Source organism: Aeromonas sp. s6 (genome assembly GCF_040907815.1).
Classification (GTDB): domain Bacteria; phylum Pseudomonadota; class Gammaproteobacteria; order Enterobacterales; family Aeromonadaceae; genus Aeromonas; species Aeromonas caviae.
The window spans coordinates 1-17741 of record NZ_JBFOCN010000003.1 but is presented as its reverse complement, the minus strand read 5'-3'; the positions used below and the strand labels follow the sequence as shown (position 1 = coordinate 17741).

The 17741-nt window shown below is 62.2% G+C and carries 15 protein-coding genes; 5 read left to right on the top strand and 10 right to left on the bottom strand.

Annotated elements, in window-relative coordinates; translation table 11 throughout:
- Positions 1-57 precede the first annotated feature (57 nt).
- Positions 58-618: a hypothetical protein gene (locus tag AB5Y50_RS00120; RefSeq protein ID WP_113978503.1), complete on the top strand. Its 561-nt coding sequence runs from the start codon at positions 58-60 to the stop codon at positions 616-618.
- 72 nt (positions 619-690) lie between these two features.
- On the opposite strand, the gene AB5Y50_RS00115 is transcribed toward AB5Y50_RS00120, so the two are convergent.
- The 9 genes from AB5Y50_RS00115 to cmoM form a co-directional block, all read right to left on the bottom strand.
- Entirely contained in the window at positions 691-1182 is a 492-nt protein-coding gene (locus AB5Y50_RS00115; RefSeq protein ID WP_113978501.1) for a histidine phosphatase family protein, read from the bottom strand.
- A 342-nt stretch (positions 1183-1524) separates the two neighbouring features.
- A complete protein-coding gene (locus AB5Y50_RS00110) occupies positions 1525-1833 on the bottom strand; it encodes a putative quinol monooxygenase (RefSeq protein WP_042879252.1) in 309 nt (102 codons plus the stop codon).
- Between the two features lie 265 nt (positions 1834-2098).
- Complete coding sequence (locus tag AB5Y50_RS00105; protein ID WP_049636016.1) at positions 2099-2584, bottom strand: GNAT family N-acetyltransferase; 486 nt, start codon at positions 2582-2584, stop codon at positions 2099-2101.
- 16 nt (positions 2585-2600) lie between these two features.
- The gene (locus AB5Y50_RS00100; protein ID WP_052816254.1) at positions 2601-3074 is read right to left on the bottom strand and encodes a cupin domain-containing protein; all 474 of its coding nucleotides are present in this window, start codon (positions 3072-3074) and stop codon (positions 2601-2603) included.
- A 288-nt stretch (positions 3075-3362) separates the two neighbouring features.
- Complete coding sequence (locus tag AB5Y50_RS00095) at positions 3363-3749, bottom strand: septal ring lytic transglycosylase RlpA family protein (RefSeq protein WP_052816256.1); 387 nt, start codon at positions 3747-3749, stop codon at positions 3363-3365.
- Positions 3750-3899: 150 nt separating this feature from the next.
- A complete protein-coding gene (gene mukB / locus AB5Y50_RS00090; protein ID WP_104452958.1) occupies positions 3900-8327 on the bottom strand; it encodes a chromosome partition protein MukB in 4428 nt (1475 codons plus the stop codon).
- A gap of 45 nt (positions 8328-8372) precedes the next feature.
- Positions 8373-9110: a chromosome partition protein MukE gene (gene mukE, locus AB5Y50_RS00085; protein ID WP_029314572.1), complete on the bottom strand. Its 738-nt coding sequence runs from the start codon at positions 9108-9110 to the stop codon at positions 8373-8375.
- Positions 9091-10410 (bottom strand): chromosome partition protein MukF, encoded by a 1320-nt coding sequence (mukF, locus tag AB5Y50_RS00080; RefSeq protein WP_042863922.1) that lies wholly within the window; start codon positions 10408-10410, stop codon positions 9091-9093. The genes mukE and mukF overlap by 20 nt, the downstream gene beginning before the upstream one ends.
- Positions 10411-10524: 114 nt before the next feature.
- A complete protein-coding gene (gene cmoM, locus AB5Y50_RS00075; RefSeq protein ID WP_039040723.1) occupies positions 10525-11301 on the bottom strand; it encodes a tRNA uridine 5-oxyacetic acid(34) methyltransferase CmoM in 777 nt (258 codons plus the stop codon).
- Between the two features lie 128 nt (positions 11302-11429).
- On the opposite strand from cmoM, the gene elyC reads away from it, so the two are divergent.
- The 4 genes from elyC to AB5Y50_RS00055 all read left to right on the top strand — a co-directional run bounded on the left by elyC (position 11430) and on the right by AB5Y50_RS00055 (position 16784).
- Positions 11430-12215 carry an envelope biogenesis factor ElyC gene (gene elyC, locus AB5Y50_RS00070; RefSeq protein ID WP_113978498.1) on the top strand — a complete coding sequence of 262 codons (786 nt, stop codon included), beginning with the start codon at positions 11430-11432 and terminating at the stop codon, positions 12213-12215.
- Between the two features lie 135 nt (positions 12216-12350).
- Complete coding sequence (tpiA, locus tag AB5Y50_RS00065) at positions 12351-13106, top strand: triose-phosphate isomerase (protein WP_029314576.1); 756 nt, start codon at positions 12351-12353, stop codon at positions 13104-13106.
- Between the two features lie 143 nt (positions 13107-13249).
- A complete protein-coding gene (gene pfkA / locus AB5Y50_RS00060) occupies positions 13250-14221 on the top strand; it encodes a 6-phosphofructokinase (protein WP_010674852.1) in 972 nt (323 codons plus the stop codon).
- 1306 nt (positions 14222-15527) lie between these two features.
- Entirely contained in the window at positions 15528-16784 is a 1257-nt protein-coding gene (locus AB5Y50_RS00055; protein ID WP_104452963.1) for an amidohydrolase, read from the top strand.
- Between the two features lie 71 nt (positions 16785-16855).
- Here the strand turns inward: AB5Y50_RS00055 and yjjG are convergent, their stop codons facing one another.
- Positions 16856-17536, bottom strand: a complete 681-nt coding sequence (yjjG, locus tag AB5Y50_RS00050; protein WP_010674855.1) for a pyrimidine 5'-nucleotidase — start codon at positions 17534-17536, stop codon at positions 16856-16858.
- Between the last annotated feature and the right edge of the window lie 205 nt (positions 17537-17741).

Genomic DNA, 17741 nt, shown 5'->3' with positions numbered 1-17741 from the left:
AGCAGGAACCCGGTACTGCGCGAGCAGCTATCACCCAGTAATGGGAATCCCCCTCCTGTGACGCGAAGCGCTAAGGTGGGGGAGGATGTCAACAACCACAAATACGCCGAACAGCTGGAACGCTCCGGCTGCACCCAGGTGACCGAAGCCCAGGGCTGCGATATTCACAAGAGCAAGGCGGAAAACGCCAAGGCAGGATTTGGCACCGCCGCCCCGGCCGCCGACGGCGGATTGAACATGAGCTATGAGCAGAAGCTGGAGCGCTCAGGCTGTACCCAGGTGAGCGAGCTCAGCGGCTGTGACATCAACAAGAGCAAGGCCGAGAACGCCGCCGCCGGATTTGGCGCCGCCCCCGCAGCGGCCAGCGCCAGCCCCTACGCCGGCAACGGGGTCGCCACCTTCCCCGAGACGGGCGCCACGGTCGCGAACATCCGCATCGATGACAAGGATCAGGTGTGGGTCAACGACAAGCAGGTCAGTACCAGGAAATCCGACGGCGCCCTGGTGTTCAAGGAGGGCATGGTCATCTACACCATCCAGGGGGATCGCCGCCTCAAGGGAGAAGATGGCTGGGTCGACAACGATGCGGGCACCAAGGGGTCCATCGCGGCCAAATGACCCCGTCACCATCACGACAAGGGGAGCCGCGGCTCCCCTTGTCGTTTCTGCATGCCTGCAACCGACGCCCCCCTACCTCTTCTTCGGGAAGTCCAGCACGGCCACCACCGGCGAGCAGGACGGGAGCGCCGACCAGGAGGGGGCGTCGAAGATGAAGCGGGCGACGGCACAGGTCGGCATGCGAGTGATACCGGAGGAAAAGCCATGAGCCAGGTCGGTGAAGGCAGGATCATGACCCACCAGCAGTACGCAGGCGAGATCATCTGAAAGCTCCCCCACCACCCCGAGAAGGGTCCCGGCATCGCTCTCGTAGAGGCCCTCGTCGATGACGATGCGGTCCGGGGAATAACCCAGCTCCCCGGCAAGCAGCCGGGCGTTCGTCAGGGCCCGGCAGGCGGGGCTCGAGAGGATGAGATCGGGCTTCACCCCAAGGTGCGCCAGACGAGCCCCCATCAGGGGCGCATCGCGCAGCCCGCGCGCAGCCAGCGGACGAGCGCGGTCAGACAAAGACGCGTCTTCCCAGCTCGACTTGCCATGGCGTACCAGGATCAGGGTTCTTCTCATGACGCACTCCCTGGTTGATCAGGGCCACAGGCGGCCCCTCAGACAGCCCCCCGTTTGCCAGCATGAAGGGGCAGGAGCACCATGGTCAGCAGCACACCTTCTACCCCCCAGCCTACCTGTTCCCAGTGTACTGTCTCCCCGGTCAGCATGCCGGTGAGCAGCACAGTGGCGCAGATGAGGGTCCAGCCGGTCAGGTGGAGGAAGGACTCCCCCGGTAGCAGCGCTTGATCAGGATGGGGTTCAGGGCCATGGCCACACAGCCGAGCAGGTAGATGCGATTGCCGGGAGCGAGGCTGAAGGCAAAAAGCCCGATGAGGGGACCATCGGGCTCTGCGGCAAGGATCAGGGGCTCACTTCTTCCATGAAGACAAGCCGAAGGGGTTCGGCCAGCAGTTCGTCCGCCTGGCGAGCGAAAGCCTGGAAATACGCGGTCTCACAGTGGGCATCCAGGGCGGCCTGACTCACGAAGGCTTCCCGCATGTAGAAGGTGCCGGGTTCATCCTTCAACTCGAACAGCACGTAATCGAGGTTGCCCGGCTCCTGGCGAGTGGGGTCAATCAAGGTAAGCAGGGCATCGCGAAGGCGCTCTCCCATGCCGTCACGGGCCTTGAGCACTGCGATCGATACCAGTTTGTCTGTCTCTTTTTTCATCCAGTTTTCTCCGTTGTACATCGTCAACACGCCAGAGAGTGCAACCTGGACAGCGATTTATACTGCCGGATGCTCCCCCATCAGACGTTGCCCAGTGTAGGCAGGACGGTGGGGGCCATATAGGGGGGCAGAATGAACACTGTGTTCAACGGGGTGGATAACCACGCCGTGCACGGAGGAACAAACGAGCGGGAGGGATCATGGCGCAAAGGGTGGCAACGGGACCCGCCAGGAGGCGGCACGGCTTGCGGCCCCCTGGTCCAGGCTAAGGGCCTGCAGACCAGCGCTCAACGTCAAGGCAATAGGTGGTGAAAGGGTGTTCGCCCAGGCGCGTTTTCCTCACCCAGATGGCCCGTCTGGCGAGGGACAGATAAGGCGGGCGGGTATCCAGCAAGTGAAAGAGTATCGTCCGATGGCCAAGCTCCCTCGCCCACCCCATCATCTCGTTGAAAATCGCCACGCCGCTTCCCCAGCCGGCCTTGGCGAGCACGATGGCAAGCTCCACCCCCTCGTCATCGGGCTGGATACCGCACCACCCCGCCAGGGTGCCGTCGAGGAAGATGGCGCGCACGCGGCAACCTGGCCGGGCGTCGACTCCCAGCTTGTACGCCATCCAGTCGCGCACCCCGGCCACATCGAAAAGCGGGTGAGGGATCAGGTGCTTTCGCAGCGTCTCGTCGTTGAGCAGCGGCAGAAAATCCTCTGCCCTGACAGCAGAAAAGGGGCTGAACACCATGGAGGTCTCTCTCATTGCCCGAAGAGGCACCCTAGTAGGGGGTGCCATCCTTGTGTCTGGCTGACCAGGCGCCATCGGCACCCTGTACCAGGGCCAGATCGTCGTCGGGATAGTCGACGGTGTCCCCTGGCAGCCTGTCCCCCACCTCGAGATAGACGGCGTCCACCTCACCGTGGTTGAGCAACTGGTGGGCCAGGCCGCTGCCCCCCTTGAAGCCGATGCACTCCCCCGGCGACATCCGGTACTCCTCCTCCCCGTGGCGCAGGGTGGGATTGCCCGAGAGCACATAGACGAACTCGTCCTGCAGGCCGTGATGGTGCTTGAGCGCCGAGATGGCCCCCGGTGCCAGGGTCGTCAGGTTGACCCCGAAATTGGCAAGGCCGAAATGATCCCCCAGCCTGCGCCGGGTGCGGTGCTTGACCAGGGAGGCAAAGGGCTCCGGATAGAGGGACTTTGCCTTGTGCTCGGGGATGGCCGTTGCCTGAATGGCACGCTTGTCAGCCATGTTCTGATCCTCCCAGTGAATGACGTCTCTCTTTATAGCCTGCGCCTTAGCGGCGAAACATGGGCAGGGGGTTGAAAGGGTGTCTCACACACCATGCCATGCCCGGTTGCCGCCAGATGGCAAAGACACCCTGTTTTTCGTTTGGCTATCTTAATGGCACACCGGAAAATGGGAAGTCGCGTTGGCGACCTCACCAATGGAATGAAGAAGATGGCCCGCGATCACCGGGAAATGCCCTCTTCCAGCGGCCCGGGTATGGAGGGGCACCGGCACATGCAGACCCGGTGACTAGAGCACCTCAATCCTGACCTTGATAAGCCCGGATCGGGGATTGCCGATGGCGCTGAACGCCGCCCTGGAGAGATCGATGATGCGCCCGCGGGGGAAATTGCCCCTGTCGTTGACCCGCACCACCACGCTCTTGTCGTTGGCGAGGTTGGTGACCCTCACCAGGGCGCCAAAGGGCAGTGTCATGTGGGCGGCGGTGTTGGCGTGGCGCTGGTAAGGCTCCCCGCTGGCGGTGCGCTTGTTGTGGTAGCGATCGGCGTAATAGGAGGCAAGCCCCGTCTGGGTATAGCCTCGCCAGTTGCCCGCACTGCCTGCATCAGGGTGGCTGCTGCAGGCGGCCAGCAGCAGGCACAGAGAGGCCAGCAGCCCTTTTTGTCGCGTCGTCATGCGTTGCTTCCTCGATGGGACAGAGCGACCAGCATCGCCAGTCAGGCTTCCGTTAACAGGGGCCTACTCTCTCACATTTCCCATGGAAAACGGGAGGCCCAAGCCTCCCGTTTTGCGTATCGCTCCGTCAGCCCCTGTCAGGGGAAGATGTCAGGCGATGAGCTTGTCGTCGGCGAAGCCAAAGCCGCGCAGCCCCACTACATGCACATGCTCGTGCTTGCCCTGCACCTTGCGGATGAGCTTGTAGGTGGTGCCCTTCTCGGGGCTGATGTTCTCCGGCGCCGCGATGAGGAGCTGCATGTCCTGCCGCTCGCACAGCTCGAACAGGGTGGCGATGGATTTGCCATCAAGCCGTGCCGCTTCGTCCAGGAACAACAGGCGGCAGGGAGCGATGTCCTTGCCGCGCAGACGGCGGGACTCCTCCTCCCAGCTGATGAGCACCATCAAGAGGATGGCCTGACCGGTGCCGATCGCCTCGCCGGTGGAGAGGGCGCCGCTCTCGGCCCGCAGCCAGCCGTCAGCCCCGCGCTGCACCTCGATCTCCAGCTCCAGGTAGTTGCGATAGTCGAGCAGCACGTCCCCCATCACCTGATAGTTGCGCTCCCCCTGCTCCACCTGCGGGTTGAGACGCTGGAAGAGCTTGGCCATGGCCTCGGAGAAGCTGAGCTCCTTGTCGGCGAAAAGATCGTTGTGCATGGCGCTCTGATCGGCGAGTGCGGTCAGGAGGCGAGTGTGGGCCTCGCGGATATTGACGTTGAGACGCACCCCGCGCACCAGACCGAAGGCGATGTTCTGCAGGCCCTGGTTCAATACCCGGATGCGGTTCTGCTCCCGGCGGATGATGTTGGTGATCTTGGCCGCCACCTCGTGGGAGGAGAGGGACAGATGGGTTTCCCGCTGCTTGAGCTCGTCGGCGAGGCGCGCCAGCTCGATCTCCATCTCCTCGATGGCTTCCACCGGATCGTCCGAGCGGATGATGTCGTTGCGGATGCGATCTTTCAGGTAACGGTAGACCTGCACATAGAAGGCGACCTTCTGCTCGGTGCTGCGGTTGCCTTCCGACAGACGCAGCGCATCGCGCAGGGCCTCGTCGTGGGCCACCGCCACCCGCAGGGCGCCGAGGGCCTTGTCCGACATGGAGCGCAGCTCGTCGCTGTCGAGGTACGCCAGCTCGCGCTTGTTCAGACGCTTCTCGACGTCGGTCTCCCGTGCCAGACGCACCACCCGCGACCAGCTCGCCTTGTGACCCACCAGGGATTTGCGGGCGCTGTAGTAATCCTTGCCTTCGAGCTTGAGACGACCGCCAAGGGACTCGATTTCGCGCTTGCACACCTGCAACTGGGCCTCGGCGCTGGTGCGGCGGGTCCGGGTGCGGATAAGCAGCTCTTCAATCTCTTTCTTGTGGGCACGGGCCTTCTCTTCCATGTCATCCGACAGGGTCAGCCCCATGGCCGCCAGCTCCTGCTCGAACTCCGCCAGGGTCTGCCCCTTGGCCGAGGCGCTGGAATCGAGCGCCGTGCGCAGTTGCAGCGCCTCGGTGTGGCGCTGGGTGATCTGCTTGTGCTGCTCACCGGCGGTGCGGGCGGCAAGCTCTGCCGCCTTGAGCTTCTCTTTGAGTCGCTCGCTCATCTCGGAGGCCTTGCCCAGCAGATCTTGCGCATCCTGATAGGCAAAGTGCGGCAAACGGGCCACCAGCTGATCGAGGGCGTAGCAACGGCGCTTCTGCTCGGCCAGCAGGTCGCTCACCTCGTCAAAGGCCGCCTGCAGGGCCGCCAGATCCTGGGGATCCTGGCGCAGCACCTGCACCATGGTTTCCAGTTTTTCCAGCGCCTTGCCGTGCCTGGCGATAAAGGCTTCGGCTGTTTTAAGGGCCTCCACATCGGCGTGAGCCGCCTCGAGGCGGGCCGCCAGGTCTGCCTCGGCAAACAGGTGGGCAAAGGGCAGCATCCCCTGCACCAGCTGGATATGGCGGGTCAGCTGGGCGGCGGCGGCTTTGGCATCACTCAGCTGCTTGTCGCACTCGGCGATGGTTTCTTGCAGCTTGCGCTGCTCGTGCTGCTTGGCCTGCACCTCGGCTTCGGGGTCCGGGCGGAAGGCGATATCCAGATGCTGGCCGATAAAGTCGCGGAAGTGGCCGTAGAGACGGTGGTACTTCTGCTGCTCGAAGGCGGCCTTGGCGTAGCCCTCGATGAGGTTTTCCCGCTCAAGATCGAGCTGCTCGATCCGTTTTTCCCGGGCGGCGCGGCCAAACAGCGGCAGCTCGGGGTAGCGGGAGAAGCGCACCTGACGTTTGCTGGTGCGCACCAGCACGGCGTCCCCCAGCTCATCAGCTTCCACCAGATCCTCGTCAAAGGAGTCGGGGTTGCCCTGGATGAGGTAGATATCTTCCGGGCAATCTTCCAGCTTTTTCAGCCGCTCGATGGCGCCTTCGAGGTCGAGCACCACCAGGGCGCTGCGAGCCGGGCCGTAGAGCGCGGAGTAGTAAGGGGCATCATCGATGGAGATGTCGTCATAGACGTCCGAGAGCAGCACGCCCCCCACCTGCTCGGCGATGCGGGCAAGACGCGGATCCGCCTCGCCGGCACCCAGCTGCAGGTTGCGAATTTGCATCTCCAGCGCCTGTTTCTGGCCCTGAATGCGGTTGCTCTCCTGCTCGAACTCCCGCTCCTTGTCGAGCACGCTCTGCATGCCGGAAGAGAGTTCTTCGGCGGTGGCCAAGGCCAAGCCACTCTGCTCGCGCAGTTGCTCGAGTTTTTCAAAGGATTTGAGCCAGCGCGGGGCCAGCTTGGTCAGCTCCGCGATATCGCGACCCAGCTGAGTACCCTGATGCTCGAGGCTGGCGCGGCGCTGATTGGCCTCTGCCTGCTGCTCGGAGAGCTCCTCCTGGCGGGTGCGCTGGGCTTCGAGGAAGATCTCCAGCTCGTCCTGGCTAGCAATGTGCTGACCAGACGCCTGGGCCAGCTCGTCTCGCAGCCGCAAGAGCGTCTTCTGGCTTTCGCTCTCTTTCTCGAGGCGAGCCAGCGCGGCGCGCAGACCCTGCCCCTGGGCAATGCGGGCCTTGTCTTCGATGTGGCGCTTGAGCAGCGCCTGCGCGGTGGGCCAGGCAGCCTCGCGCACTGTCTCGGGTGCGATGCTGAGCAGCAGCGTCAGCGCCGCTTCGTGTTCGGCCACCGCCGCCTTGGCCAGCGCCAGCTGCTGCTCGGCCCCCAGCACCCGGCTGGTGAGGCTCTGCTCGGCTGCGCGGAACTGGTGCAGGGTGTCGCTCGCCTGCGCAGGCTCGAGCCCCGGCAGTTCGCACTGCTCGCGGGCGTTTTCCAGGGCCTGCACCGCCTGACGGTACTGGATGGCGCGGGTCTGCTGGATATCGAGCGCCTGCTGGTAGTCGGCCAGCTGGGTCTTGAGGCTGTCCACCTCTGCCTGGGCCAGCTCCTTGCGCTCCTCCACTTCCAGCAACTGGCCGTGGATCTCTTCCACCACCGCCTGCTGCTGCTCGAGCTTGTCGTTGAGCTCCGCCAGATCGGCGCGATAGAGGGCAATCTTCTTTTGCAGGGCCACGGCCGCCATCACCTTGGCCAGGTGCTCGGCGGCGGACTCCAGCTCGTCGGTCAGGAGCTTCTCGCGGTTGGTGAGCTGATCCACCTCGTCCGCCAGATAGATGGCGCGCTGCTTCTCCTCGGCCAGCAGACGGCGTTTGCCGGCGAGCTCAGAGCGTGCCTTGAGGGCCAGCTCGGAGAGACGGCTCTTCTCGGCGGCGCCCCGCACATACTCCGCGGCCACATAGTGGGTGGTCTCGGTGATCAGGTTCTTGAAGAGATCCCGCTGACCTTGGGTCTCCTTGATGGCTTCCAGGGTGCGGCGGTTCTCGTAGATGGCCGCCTCCATGTCCTGGAACGCCTTGCGTACCCCGGAGTTCTCCGGCAGCAGGTATTCACGCAAGGAGCGGCTGATGGAAGACGAGATACCGCCGTAGAGGGAAGCTTCGATCAGGCGATAGAACTTGCCGCGATCCTTTTGATCCCGCAGTTTCTTCGGGGTGATGCCGAACTCGAACATGAAGTTGTGATAATCGGTCACCGTATTGAACTTGGCGACCTTGATGGCGCCGAGCTCCGCTGCCGCCCCCTTCAGATCAGCGAAGGCACGTACCCGACCCTTGCCGTCGTCGAGCTTCTCCAGCAGCAGATCCGTGGGCGCCAGGTGTTCGGGCACATCCACCAGGGCGAACGGAGTGATGTTGACCTTGTTGTCACGGTTGGCCACCTGTTCGAGGTGCACACCGACCCAGATCCGCTGCTCGCGGCTGTTCATCACTTCCAGCAGCGAATAGCAGTGGCCACGCTGCAGCTTGCCGTAGAGCCCCTTGTCGCGGGACGCGCTGGAGGAGCCCGCCTCCGTGGTGTTACGGAAATGGAGCAGTGACTGGTCGGGAATGAGGGCCGCGATAAAGGCCGCCATGGTGGTGGACTTGCCCGCGCCGTTACCGCCGGACAGGGTCGTGACCAGCTGGTCGAGATCGAAGGTGCGGGCAAAGAAGCCGTTCCAGTTGACCATGGTCAGGGATTTGAATTTGCCTCTCACGCCACACTCTCCATCAAACCGGCAGACACCATCAGTGCCGGCACATTAACGTTGCAGATCATCTTCCACCTCCAGCTCCAGCTGCTCTTCGTCCAGATCCTCTTCGATATCCTCGAACAGGGAATCGCTGCTCGGCATCTCGTCGTCATGGAAGATGGCTTCCCCTTCCTGGATCATCCGCAGTTGCACCGCGCGGGGATCCTCGTCGGAGCGCACATCGGCGGCGAAGCGGAACACGGATTCGTTGACCCGGAATTTGTCGCTGTTGCCAAGGGGGGTGATCATCCCGAGGCGCTTGAGGCGACGCATGGAGGTGCGGATCTTCTCGAGGAGCTTCTTCTTGTCCAGATCCGTGCCGCCGGAGCGGCTGTTGACCATGCGCAGCAGTTGCTTCTCGTCCGCCAGACTCAGCACCTCTTCTTGCAGCTCGCCCATGGCGAACACCCCTTCAGAGGCGAGCCTGTCCGGGCTCAGGAACAGGTAGCAGAGCACCTTGCCCACCAGCATATCGAGCTCGGATAGCACTGTTGTTCCGATGTCGGCGCTCGGGCGCGGACGCAGGTAGAAGAAGCCTTCCGGCGCCTTGATGAGTTCCACCTGATAGCGGCCGTAGAAGATCTCCAGCTCCTGGTGGTACTCCACCAGGGCCGAGTGCTGCTCGAATTCGTCGGCACTGATGTGGCGACCGGAGCGCAGGGCGGTGTCGATGCGCGGAAACAAGGGGTTGGCGATGGCCTCTGCGAGACGCAGGGGCAAGGGGAATTCAGTATTGATCGATGACATAGGCCTGAACCTTGGATCCAGCTTGGTTGATGGGTTTCCATGCGGGTTGGCGGTGGTGCTCGCGCTCACCGCTGGCATGGCCGAGACGCACGGCCTGATCGATCAGGAGGCGCGCCACGTCGAAGTGGGCATGGGCCGGGTAGTCCAGCAGGTATTCCCGCAGCACGTCGGCAAGATCCAGCCGATCTCCCTGCTCCGGGTAGCGGGCCAGGTAGCGCTCGATGCGCTCCGCCAGCTCCTGGTTGATGTCCACCATCTCCACGTACTCCATCTCGAGGGGCACCTCGCCGGTCACCTCCTCGTCGTGGATGGCGATGGTTTCATCCCGCAGCTCCAGCAAACGGGGCTCTTCGGCCACCCGCAACAACCAGCTGTGCTGCTCGAAGTTGCGGATGGATTCCCGCAGCCGCTGGCTGAAGGCGCGGTTCTTGTCCATGTCGATGGCGTTGCGGATGAACTTGTGAACGTGCCTGTCATAACGGGACCAGAGCTCGATGCACTGCTGGCCCCAGGCGGTGATGACATCCAGACGCCCCTGCAGGGCGTGGGTCAGCTCCTCGACGTGGAACAGATCCTCACGCCCCTGGGCCGCTTCCTGAATGTTGAGCAGCCCCGCCTGCAGGCGGTGGCCGGCGGCGTCCAGGGTGTCCTGCAACTCGCGCAGGGTCTGGCCGGTCTCGTGCAGGAGCTTCTCGCAGCTGTGGATGGCATCGACCCAGTTCTGGGTCAGCAGGGCCGCTATCTCGCTCTTGACCTGGTTTTGCTGCTCGTCCATGGCGCGCTGGGTGAGATCGATGCGCCCGAGCGTCTCTTCCAGGGAGAAGGAGAGGCGCGGCAGCACCTCGGCGTCCCACTGCTCCCGGGTGTTGGTCTCGAGCGCCGCCTTGCGGGCGGTGTCGAGCTCGGCCGCCAGGTGCTCGAGCAGGATGGAGAGCTTGATGGAGTCCACCTGGCGCTGATCCATGAAGAAATCGACGATGCTCATGCCAAGGCGCGACAGGCGGTAGAGGCTCTCCCCCGCCACCATGTCGGTGGTGAAACGCGACAGCAGTTGCTGGCGAATGAGATCGTTGATGGCGTTGTTGGCGCGACCGGTGAGGGTCTCGTCCATCTGGCCGAAGGCACTGCTGACATAGCCAAAGGCATCGTGCAGCGCGGCCTCCGAGAGATCAGACTCGTCCTCGGAGAGCGTCTTGATCGCTATCAGAAAGGCCAGCCTGTCGGTGGGGAGGTTCAGCGCCAACCCCTCCTGTCTGACCCATCCCACCGTCTCTGGCAGGGTACGGGATGTACTCATCATGACGTTATCATCTCGTTGTTATAGTCGGCAGGTCTTCGCCCGCCGTGGTGATATAGGCCGGGGTCGGTGGCGCCCCGGCGGCTGGATCCCGCATCGTATTCACGCCGGTGGGGCTCAACCGGCCGGTTTCTGGGCCATCACATGGATGTAGCGCCCCAGGGAAACAAAGGGCTCCTGGCGGCAATATTGCTGTTCCATGGCCAGCAGGTCCTCGAACTTCTCGACCTGATCCTGCTTGTGGCGCATGTAGTCGTGGATGACACGCACCCCGGTCTTGCCGATGATCCGCAATCCCCCCCGGCCTATCCAGTCATAGACCTGCTCCGGCAACTGGGGATTGGTGGGTGTCAGGGCTGTCTGGCGTTTCTTGCGAAGGCCCAGGCGCACATAGTCAAAATTGCCCACCACCAGGCTCTGGAACAGGAGGCCGTGACGATTGTAAAAAAGCAGCGACAGTATGCCCCCAGCCTTGACGAAAGGGAACAGACCCAGCAAGGTCTGGCGCGGCTCGGCGAGCCACTCCAGTACCGCATGACAGAGCACCAGATCGAAGGTGCCGGTCACCTGGTGCTTGAGATCCTGAATGGGGCAATGGATGAGACGAATTCTGTCTTCCAACCCCTTCTGGGCGATCTGCTCCCGGGCCAGATCCAGCATTTCTGCCGACAAATCGCACAGCTCCACCTGATGGCCCATGGCCGCCAATTTCTGGGCGAAGTAGCCAAAGCCGCCGCCGGCATCCAGGATGCGCAGCGGCCGGTTGCCCAGGCGCGCCAGGCAGGCTTCGATGTCACTCCAGACAATGGTGGTGCGAATGCGCCCCTTGGTGGAGTCGTAAATGTTGCGAGCGAACTTGTCCGCGCGCCCGTCAAAACTCTGATCTTGCTTCAAGACACACTCATCTTCGACCGCCCCGCCATGAGGGCCGCAGGAGGAACCACACAGGATTGGGCCACAGGAAAAAAGAGGGGTATTCTGTCACATCCCGAATTTGCTGAAAACTCAAGGACGTCTCTGTCGTGTTCGAGCTCAACTTCTTTGTCATCAAGAAATGGCTGGGCCATCTGCTGATGCCGCTCCCCTTTTCTCTCTCCTTGTTGGTGCTGGCGCTCGTGCTGCTCTGGTTCACCCGCTTTCAAAAAAGCGGCAGACTGCTGGCGACCCTCTCCTTGGTGATCATTGCCCTGATGGGGACGCGGCCGGTGAGCTACGAGCTGGCCCGCAGCCTGGAGCAGACCTATCCCCCCTTCGAGGTGAGCCTGCATCCGGACATCCAGGCCATCGTCGTGCTGGGCAACGGTCATGTGAGCGATCCGGCCATCCCAGAGCGCGCCTGGCAAAACAACATCTCCCTGGCGCGCACCCTGGAAGGAGTTCGCCTGGCTCTGGCCTATCCAGAAGCCGAGCTGGTCTTCTCCGGCGCCGTGGCCGGGGATCCCCTGTCGAACGCCAAGGTCAACGCCCGCATGGCGGCCAGCCTTGGCATCCCACGTGCGCGCATGACGTTGTTTGAAAACAACAAAGACACCCATGACGAGGCGGTCAGCATCGCCGCCCACCTCAACGGCAAGCGGGTGGCGCTGGTGAGTTCGGCCACCCACCTGCCCCGGGCCATGGCCCTCTATCGCAGTCAGGGACTCGATGCGGTGCCGGCTCCCACCGATTACACCGCCAAGCAGAGTCAGGAGCCACAACCCCTCTACAGCTACCTCCCCAAGGGGCGTTATCTGATGTATTCCGAGGCTGCCATTCACGAGTGGATTGGGGTATGGTGGGCCCGTTTGCGTGGGCAGGTCACCGAGTGAGCAATCGCGCCTTGCATTCCTGATTTGGATCAGGAAAGCGAAAAAAAATTACGTCATTTGCCGCCGGGTCAGCTATCTTGGGCTCGGTTCAATTCATATAATGTTGCGCAATCAAATGCCTAGGAGATATAGAAGATGAGACAGCACCTGGTAATGGGTAACTGGAAACTGAACGGCACCAAGGCTTCTGTAGAAGCCCTGATCAAAGGACTGACCCCGGCCGCTGCCGCTCATCCTTCCGTGCAAGTGGCCGTCTGCCCGCCGGTTATCTTTTTGGGTCTGGTTGAACAGCTGACCGCCGGCAGCAAGATCGCCTACGGTGCCCAGAACGCCGACGTTCACGAGTCCGGCGCCTTCACCGGCGAAAACGCCCCCTCCATGCTCAAAGCCTTCGGCTGCACCTACTCCCTGGTCGGTCACAGCGAGCGTCGTACCCTGCACGCAGAGACCGACGACGTGGTGGCTGCCAAGTACGAAGCCATCCAGAAGGGCGGCCTGATCCCCGTGCTGTGCATCGGTGAAACCCTGGCCCAGTTCGAAGCCGGTACCACCAACCAGGTGGTCGAGACCCAGCTCAAGGCCGTGATCGATCGCTGCGGCATCGCCTCCTTCGAGAACGCCGTCATCGCTTACGAGCCGGTATGGGCCATCGGCACTGGCAAGACCGCCACCCCGGAGATCGCACAATCTGTGCATGCTCACATCCGTCAATACCTGGCCGGTTTTGATGCAGCCGTGGCTGCCAAGGTACAGATCCTGTACGGCGGCTCCGTGACTGGCGCCACCGCTGCCGACCTGTTCGGCCAGCCGGACATCGACGGTGGCCTGGTGGGTGGCGCGTCCCTGAAAGTGGACGACTTCTCCCAGATCATCGCTGGCGCCGCCAAGTAAGCGCCAAGCAAAGAGGGGCCCCGCCCCTCTTTGCATATCGCTTTCCTATGGACCCTCTCGCCATAGGAAAGCCGATATAGTAAAAGCGGCCAGCCGTATTATTCAGAATCTTGATTTTCGACAACTCAGATCCAGAGGCACTCATGACCAAACAAATCAAACGTATTGGTGTTTTGACCAGTGGTGGTGACGCACCGGGTATGAACGCAGCCATCCGCGCCGTGGTGCGCGCCGGTCTGCATCATGGCCTGGAAGTTTACGGCATCTATGATGGCTACCTCGGTCTGCACCAGGACCGTATCGTCAAGCTCGAGCGTCACAGCGTCTCAGACGTCGTGAACCGTGGCGGTACATTCCTCGGCTCCGCCCGTTTCCCCGCCTTCAAGGATCCGAAAGTCCGTGCCGAAGCGGTCGAAAACCTGAAGAAACACGGCATCGACGCCCTGGTGGTCATCGGCGGTGACGGCTCCTACATGGGTGCCAAGAAGCTGACCGAAGAGGGCTTCCCCTGCATCGGCCTGCCGGGCACCATCGACAACGACATCGCCGGTACCGACTTCACCATCGGCTTTGACACCGCCCTGAACGTGGTCGTGGACGCCATTGACCGCCTGCGCGACACCTGCAGCTCCCACCACCGCATATCCGTGGTCGAGATCATGGGCCGCCACTGCGGCGATCTGGCCATGTCTGCTGCTGTTGCCGGTGGTGCCGAGTACGTGATAGTGCCGGAAGTGGCCTTCGACAAGGAGAAGCTGCTGCAACAGATCAAGGAAGGGGAAGCCAAGGGCAAGAAGCACGCCATCATCACCATCTGCGAGCACGTCACCGACGTCAACGCCCTGGCAAAAGACATCGAGGCCATGACCGGCCGCGAAACCCGCGCCACCATCCTGGGTCACATCCAGCGTGGCGGTTCTCCCACTGCCCGTGACCGTATCATGTCCAGCCGCATGGGTGCCTTCGCCGTCGAGCAACTGCTGGCGGGCCAGGGTGGCCGCTGCGTCGGCATTCAGGGCAACGAGATGGTGCACCACGACATCATCGACTGCATCGAGAACCTGAAGCGCCCGTTCAACCAGGAGCTGTACGATCTCTCCACCACCCTGTTCTAAAGGCTGTGGTCTGACAAAAAACCCTCCTCTGGAGGGTTTTTTTATGCGGGCTCCTCACCCCCTCCTCCCTCTGCGGGGGCCCGACTATCCACTGGCCACTGTCGCCATCTCTTACCCCTTGCCCGGCGGCCCTGAGCCTCTGACCCCACGACCTTCTCCTTTACTTCTTTCCCCCGCTTTTCTGCTTGCTCACCTTGTTCGCGACGGGTCTGGATAAAGGCCTCGGTGCCGCAGTGCCACGGCCCTGCGCCAGGCCTCCCCCGTCCTTCATCCCATCACACTGGCACCATATAGCAACCCGGGTGGCCGACGATATCGCCCGCTTCCCCTGCGCGCGGGCCCAGTGGCTCGTCCCCCCAAGAAAACAGCGAAAAACGGGGCTTCCGGCCACCCAAGGCCCCATGAAGATCGAACCCCTATTTTCCCGCCTTCCCCCTTTCCTTCCATGCTCCTTTGACAGCCGTTTTGTCGTTTTTCCGTACTCTTTTTGCTCCCATCCTGTTTGGGATGAGCAGAAAATTGAGCCTTCATCGGATAACCCTGGCTGGCAACAGCCTTGCAGACTGGGATTGGGACACGCGTCGTGAGAAAACATGACATGGGATGGCAAAACCTGGCTATCGGCCACCAACTTCCCTATGACGACATCAATTGGCACATCCCGCAGGCCATTTTGATGCCGAAAAATGGAGATCACCACAAAGACCCCAATCGGAACCACAAAGAAAAGAGTCACAAGAACAACATAACTCAATGAATTTAAAGACTTTATATGCCTCCACTTTCACTAGCATCACCATAAAACCCTTCTCAGGACAAAAAACGCCCTTAAACTTGGGAAAATGCGGCCATATTTCACCACCAAACCATTTTTGCCTCATAATTACATTTTTCGTTGTTTTATCGTTCTGTTGTGGTATCTTGGTTCCATCATGAGCCAACCAAGGGAGATAAAATCATGAAAGAGTTCGTAGTTACCGCCGTTTTCACCGTGTTTTTCACTCTGGTTGCCGTCTCCATGCCGTCGCTGGCACAGCTCTAAGTCGGTCAATCAGCCTTCTGCCACCTCTGCACCAGAGGGGTGGTTCAAAAAACAGACTGCAACATGGGTTTTTGACGCGCTCTGGCAAAGGATGATGCCAAGCCATCATTGAGTGCGATCTGCGCACACAAAACGACCTCGTCGACATCCATGCCATCTTTCAAGGGGAGCCCGGGCTCCCCTTGTCGCATCTCCCCCTGCGGGATTTACTCTTGTCCCCCTGCCCGTCACAATGGCCGCTGGATTTGCCACGCAGGAACCACCATGACTCAGGATGCCTTGCGCCACTGGCGCCGCGACCTTCATCGTCACCCCGAAGCCGCCTGGTGTGAATTTCGCACCACCACCCTCATCGCCCAACACCTCAGTGAACTCGGTTTCTCCATCATGCTGGGGGATCAACTGCTCGCCAGCACCCTCATCATGGGACGGGAAATAGACGTCGAGGCCCAGAAGGCCCGTGCCCTGCACCAGGGGGCGCATCCGGAGTGGCTGACGCGGATCGACGCACTCACCGGCGTGATGGGACTCTGGGAGAGCGGGCGCCCCGGCCCCACCCTGGCGTTTCGCTTCGATATCGATGCGGTGGAGGTCGAAGAGAGCCAGGAGGCGTCACACCTGCCCGGCCAGGGAGGCTGGCACTCCGCCAACCCGGGCTGGATGCACGCCTGTGCCCACGATGGCCACACCGCCATCGGGCTGGTGCTGGCCGAGCGGATCGCGGCCCTCGCCGATCGCCTCACTGGCCGCATCAAGCTCTTCTTCCAGCCGGCTGAAGAGGGCTGCCGAGGCGGCAAGGCGCTGGCGGCAGGGGGGCAGCTCGACGACGTGGACGCCCTGCTGGCACTGCACATCGGCATTCACGCGAGCAGTGGTGAGCTGGTGGTCAACCCCACCGAGTTTCTCTGTTCAACCAAATTCGACGTGGAGTTCATGGGGCAAGCCGCCCATGCGGGGCTCGAGCCCAACGCGGGCCACAATGCCCTGGCGGCGGCCTGCATGGCCACCACCGCCATGCTCGGCATTCCCCGCCATCGGGACGGCATGACCCGCATCAACGTGGGGCAGCTCAACGGCGGCAGTGGACGCAACGTCATCCCGGGCCATGCCCGCCTGATGGGGGAGACCCGTGGCGCGACGCCGGCCCTCAACGACTACATGTTCAATCAGGTGCAGCAGATTGTGGAGGGGGCGGCCCTGATGCAGGGCGCGACCTACCACATCCGCAAACAGGGGGAAGCGATCGGCATCGAGAACAGCCCAGCCCTCATCGAGGAAATCGTGCCTCTCGCAGAGGGGATCTCCCTTGATACCATCCACACCCGCCGCTTCGGGGCCAGCGAGGATGCCGGTTTCCTCATCGAGCGGGTACAGCAGCACGGCGGCGAAGCCGCCTATCTCATCCTGGGAGCCAACCTCGCGGCCCCCCACCATCATCCGGAGTTCGACTTCGACGAAGCCGTGCTGGCCCCCGGAGTGGCCTTGCTGGAGGCCTGGCTGCTCGCCCGCCTCGGCCGCTAGCAGACGCCGGATGCAAACAAGGCAGCCCATGGGCTGCCTTGTTTTTTTACACCCTTGCGGGCATAGAGGACCTACTCTCCCAGCACGATCGCACAGAGATGGGCGAAGTGGTGGATCTCGTGGGTCGCCTCGCACGGGCCTGTCTCCCGTCCCGGGTTGTACCAGCAGGTGGCAAGCCCCTGGGCGGCGGCACCGGCGATGTCGGTCTTGGGATTGTCCCCCACCATCAACACCCGCGCCGGGCTCGGCTGACCCATCTGCGCCAGGGCATGCTGGAAGATGGCCGCCGCCGGCTTGGTCACTTGCACCTCGTCAGAGATAACGAGAGGCTCAAACCAGCTGTTCCAGCCCAGTTTGTCGAGGCGCCCGCGCTGGGGCAGGCTGAAGCCGTTGGTGATGATCCCCATTCTGACCTTGCTCTTCAGGGCCTGCAGGGTCTCCTCCACCCCCTCCAGCGGCACGCTCAGGGCGATGATCTGCTGCAGGAAGGTCTCGTTCATCGCCATGGGCGCCACGTTGACCTGCTCGGCAAAGAGCGAAAAACGGGTCTGCTGCAGGTGGGTGGCGTCAATCTCCCCTGAGTTGTACTGCTGCCAGAGCCGCTGGTTGAGGGCATGGTACTCCGCCATCTTGGGGGGAGTCGGCGCCACGCCGTAGATCTGCAGGGTCCGCTCCAGCGCCCTGGCGACCGGAAAATCGAGCAGGGTTTCGTCCAGATCGAACAGCACCCAGTCATAGCTTGCTTGTTTCACGCTTGTCCTTATTGATTGTGCTTGGCCACGTTGTCATGCGTCGGGCGCACCCATCCCCAGAGGGCTGTCGAGCAGGGTCAGGGTCAGCCTGACACCAAAGCCGGTTACCTTGCATATTCCGGTCGAAAATGAACACCTATTCCGGTTTAAAATGAACGCTGATTCCGGCTTGCGTGTACACCATTTCCGGACACCTCAGAGCACG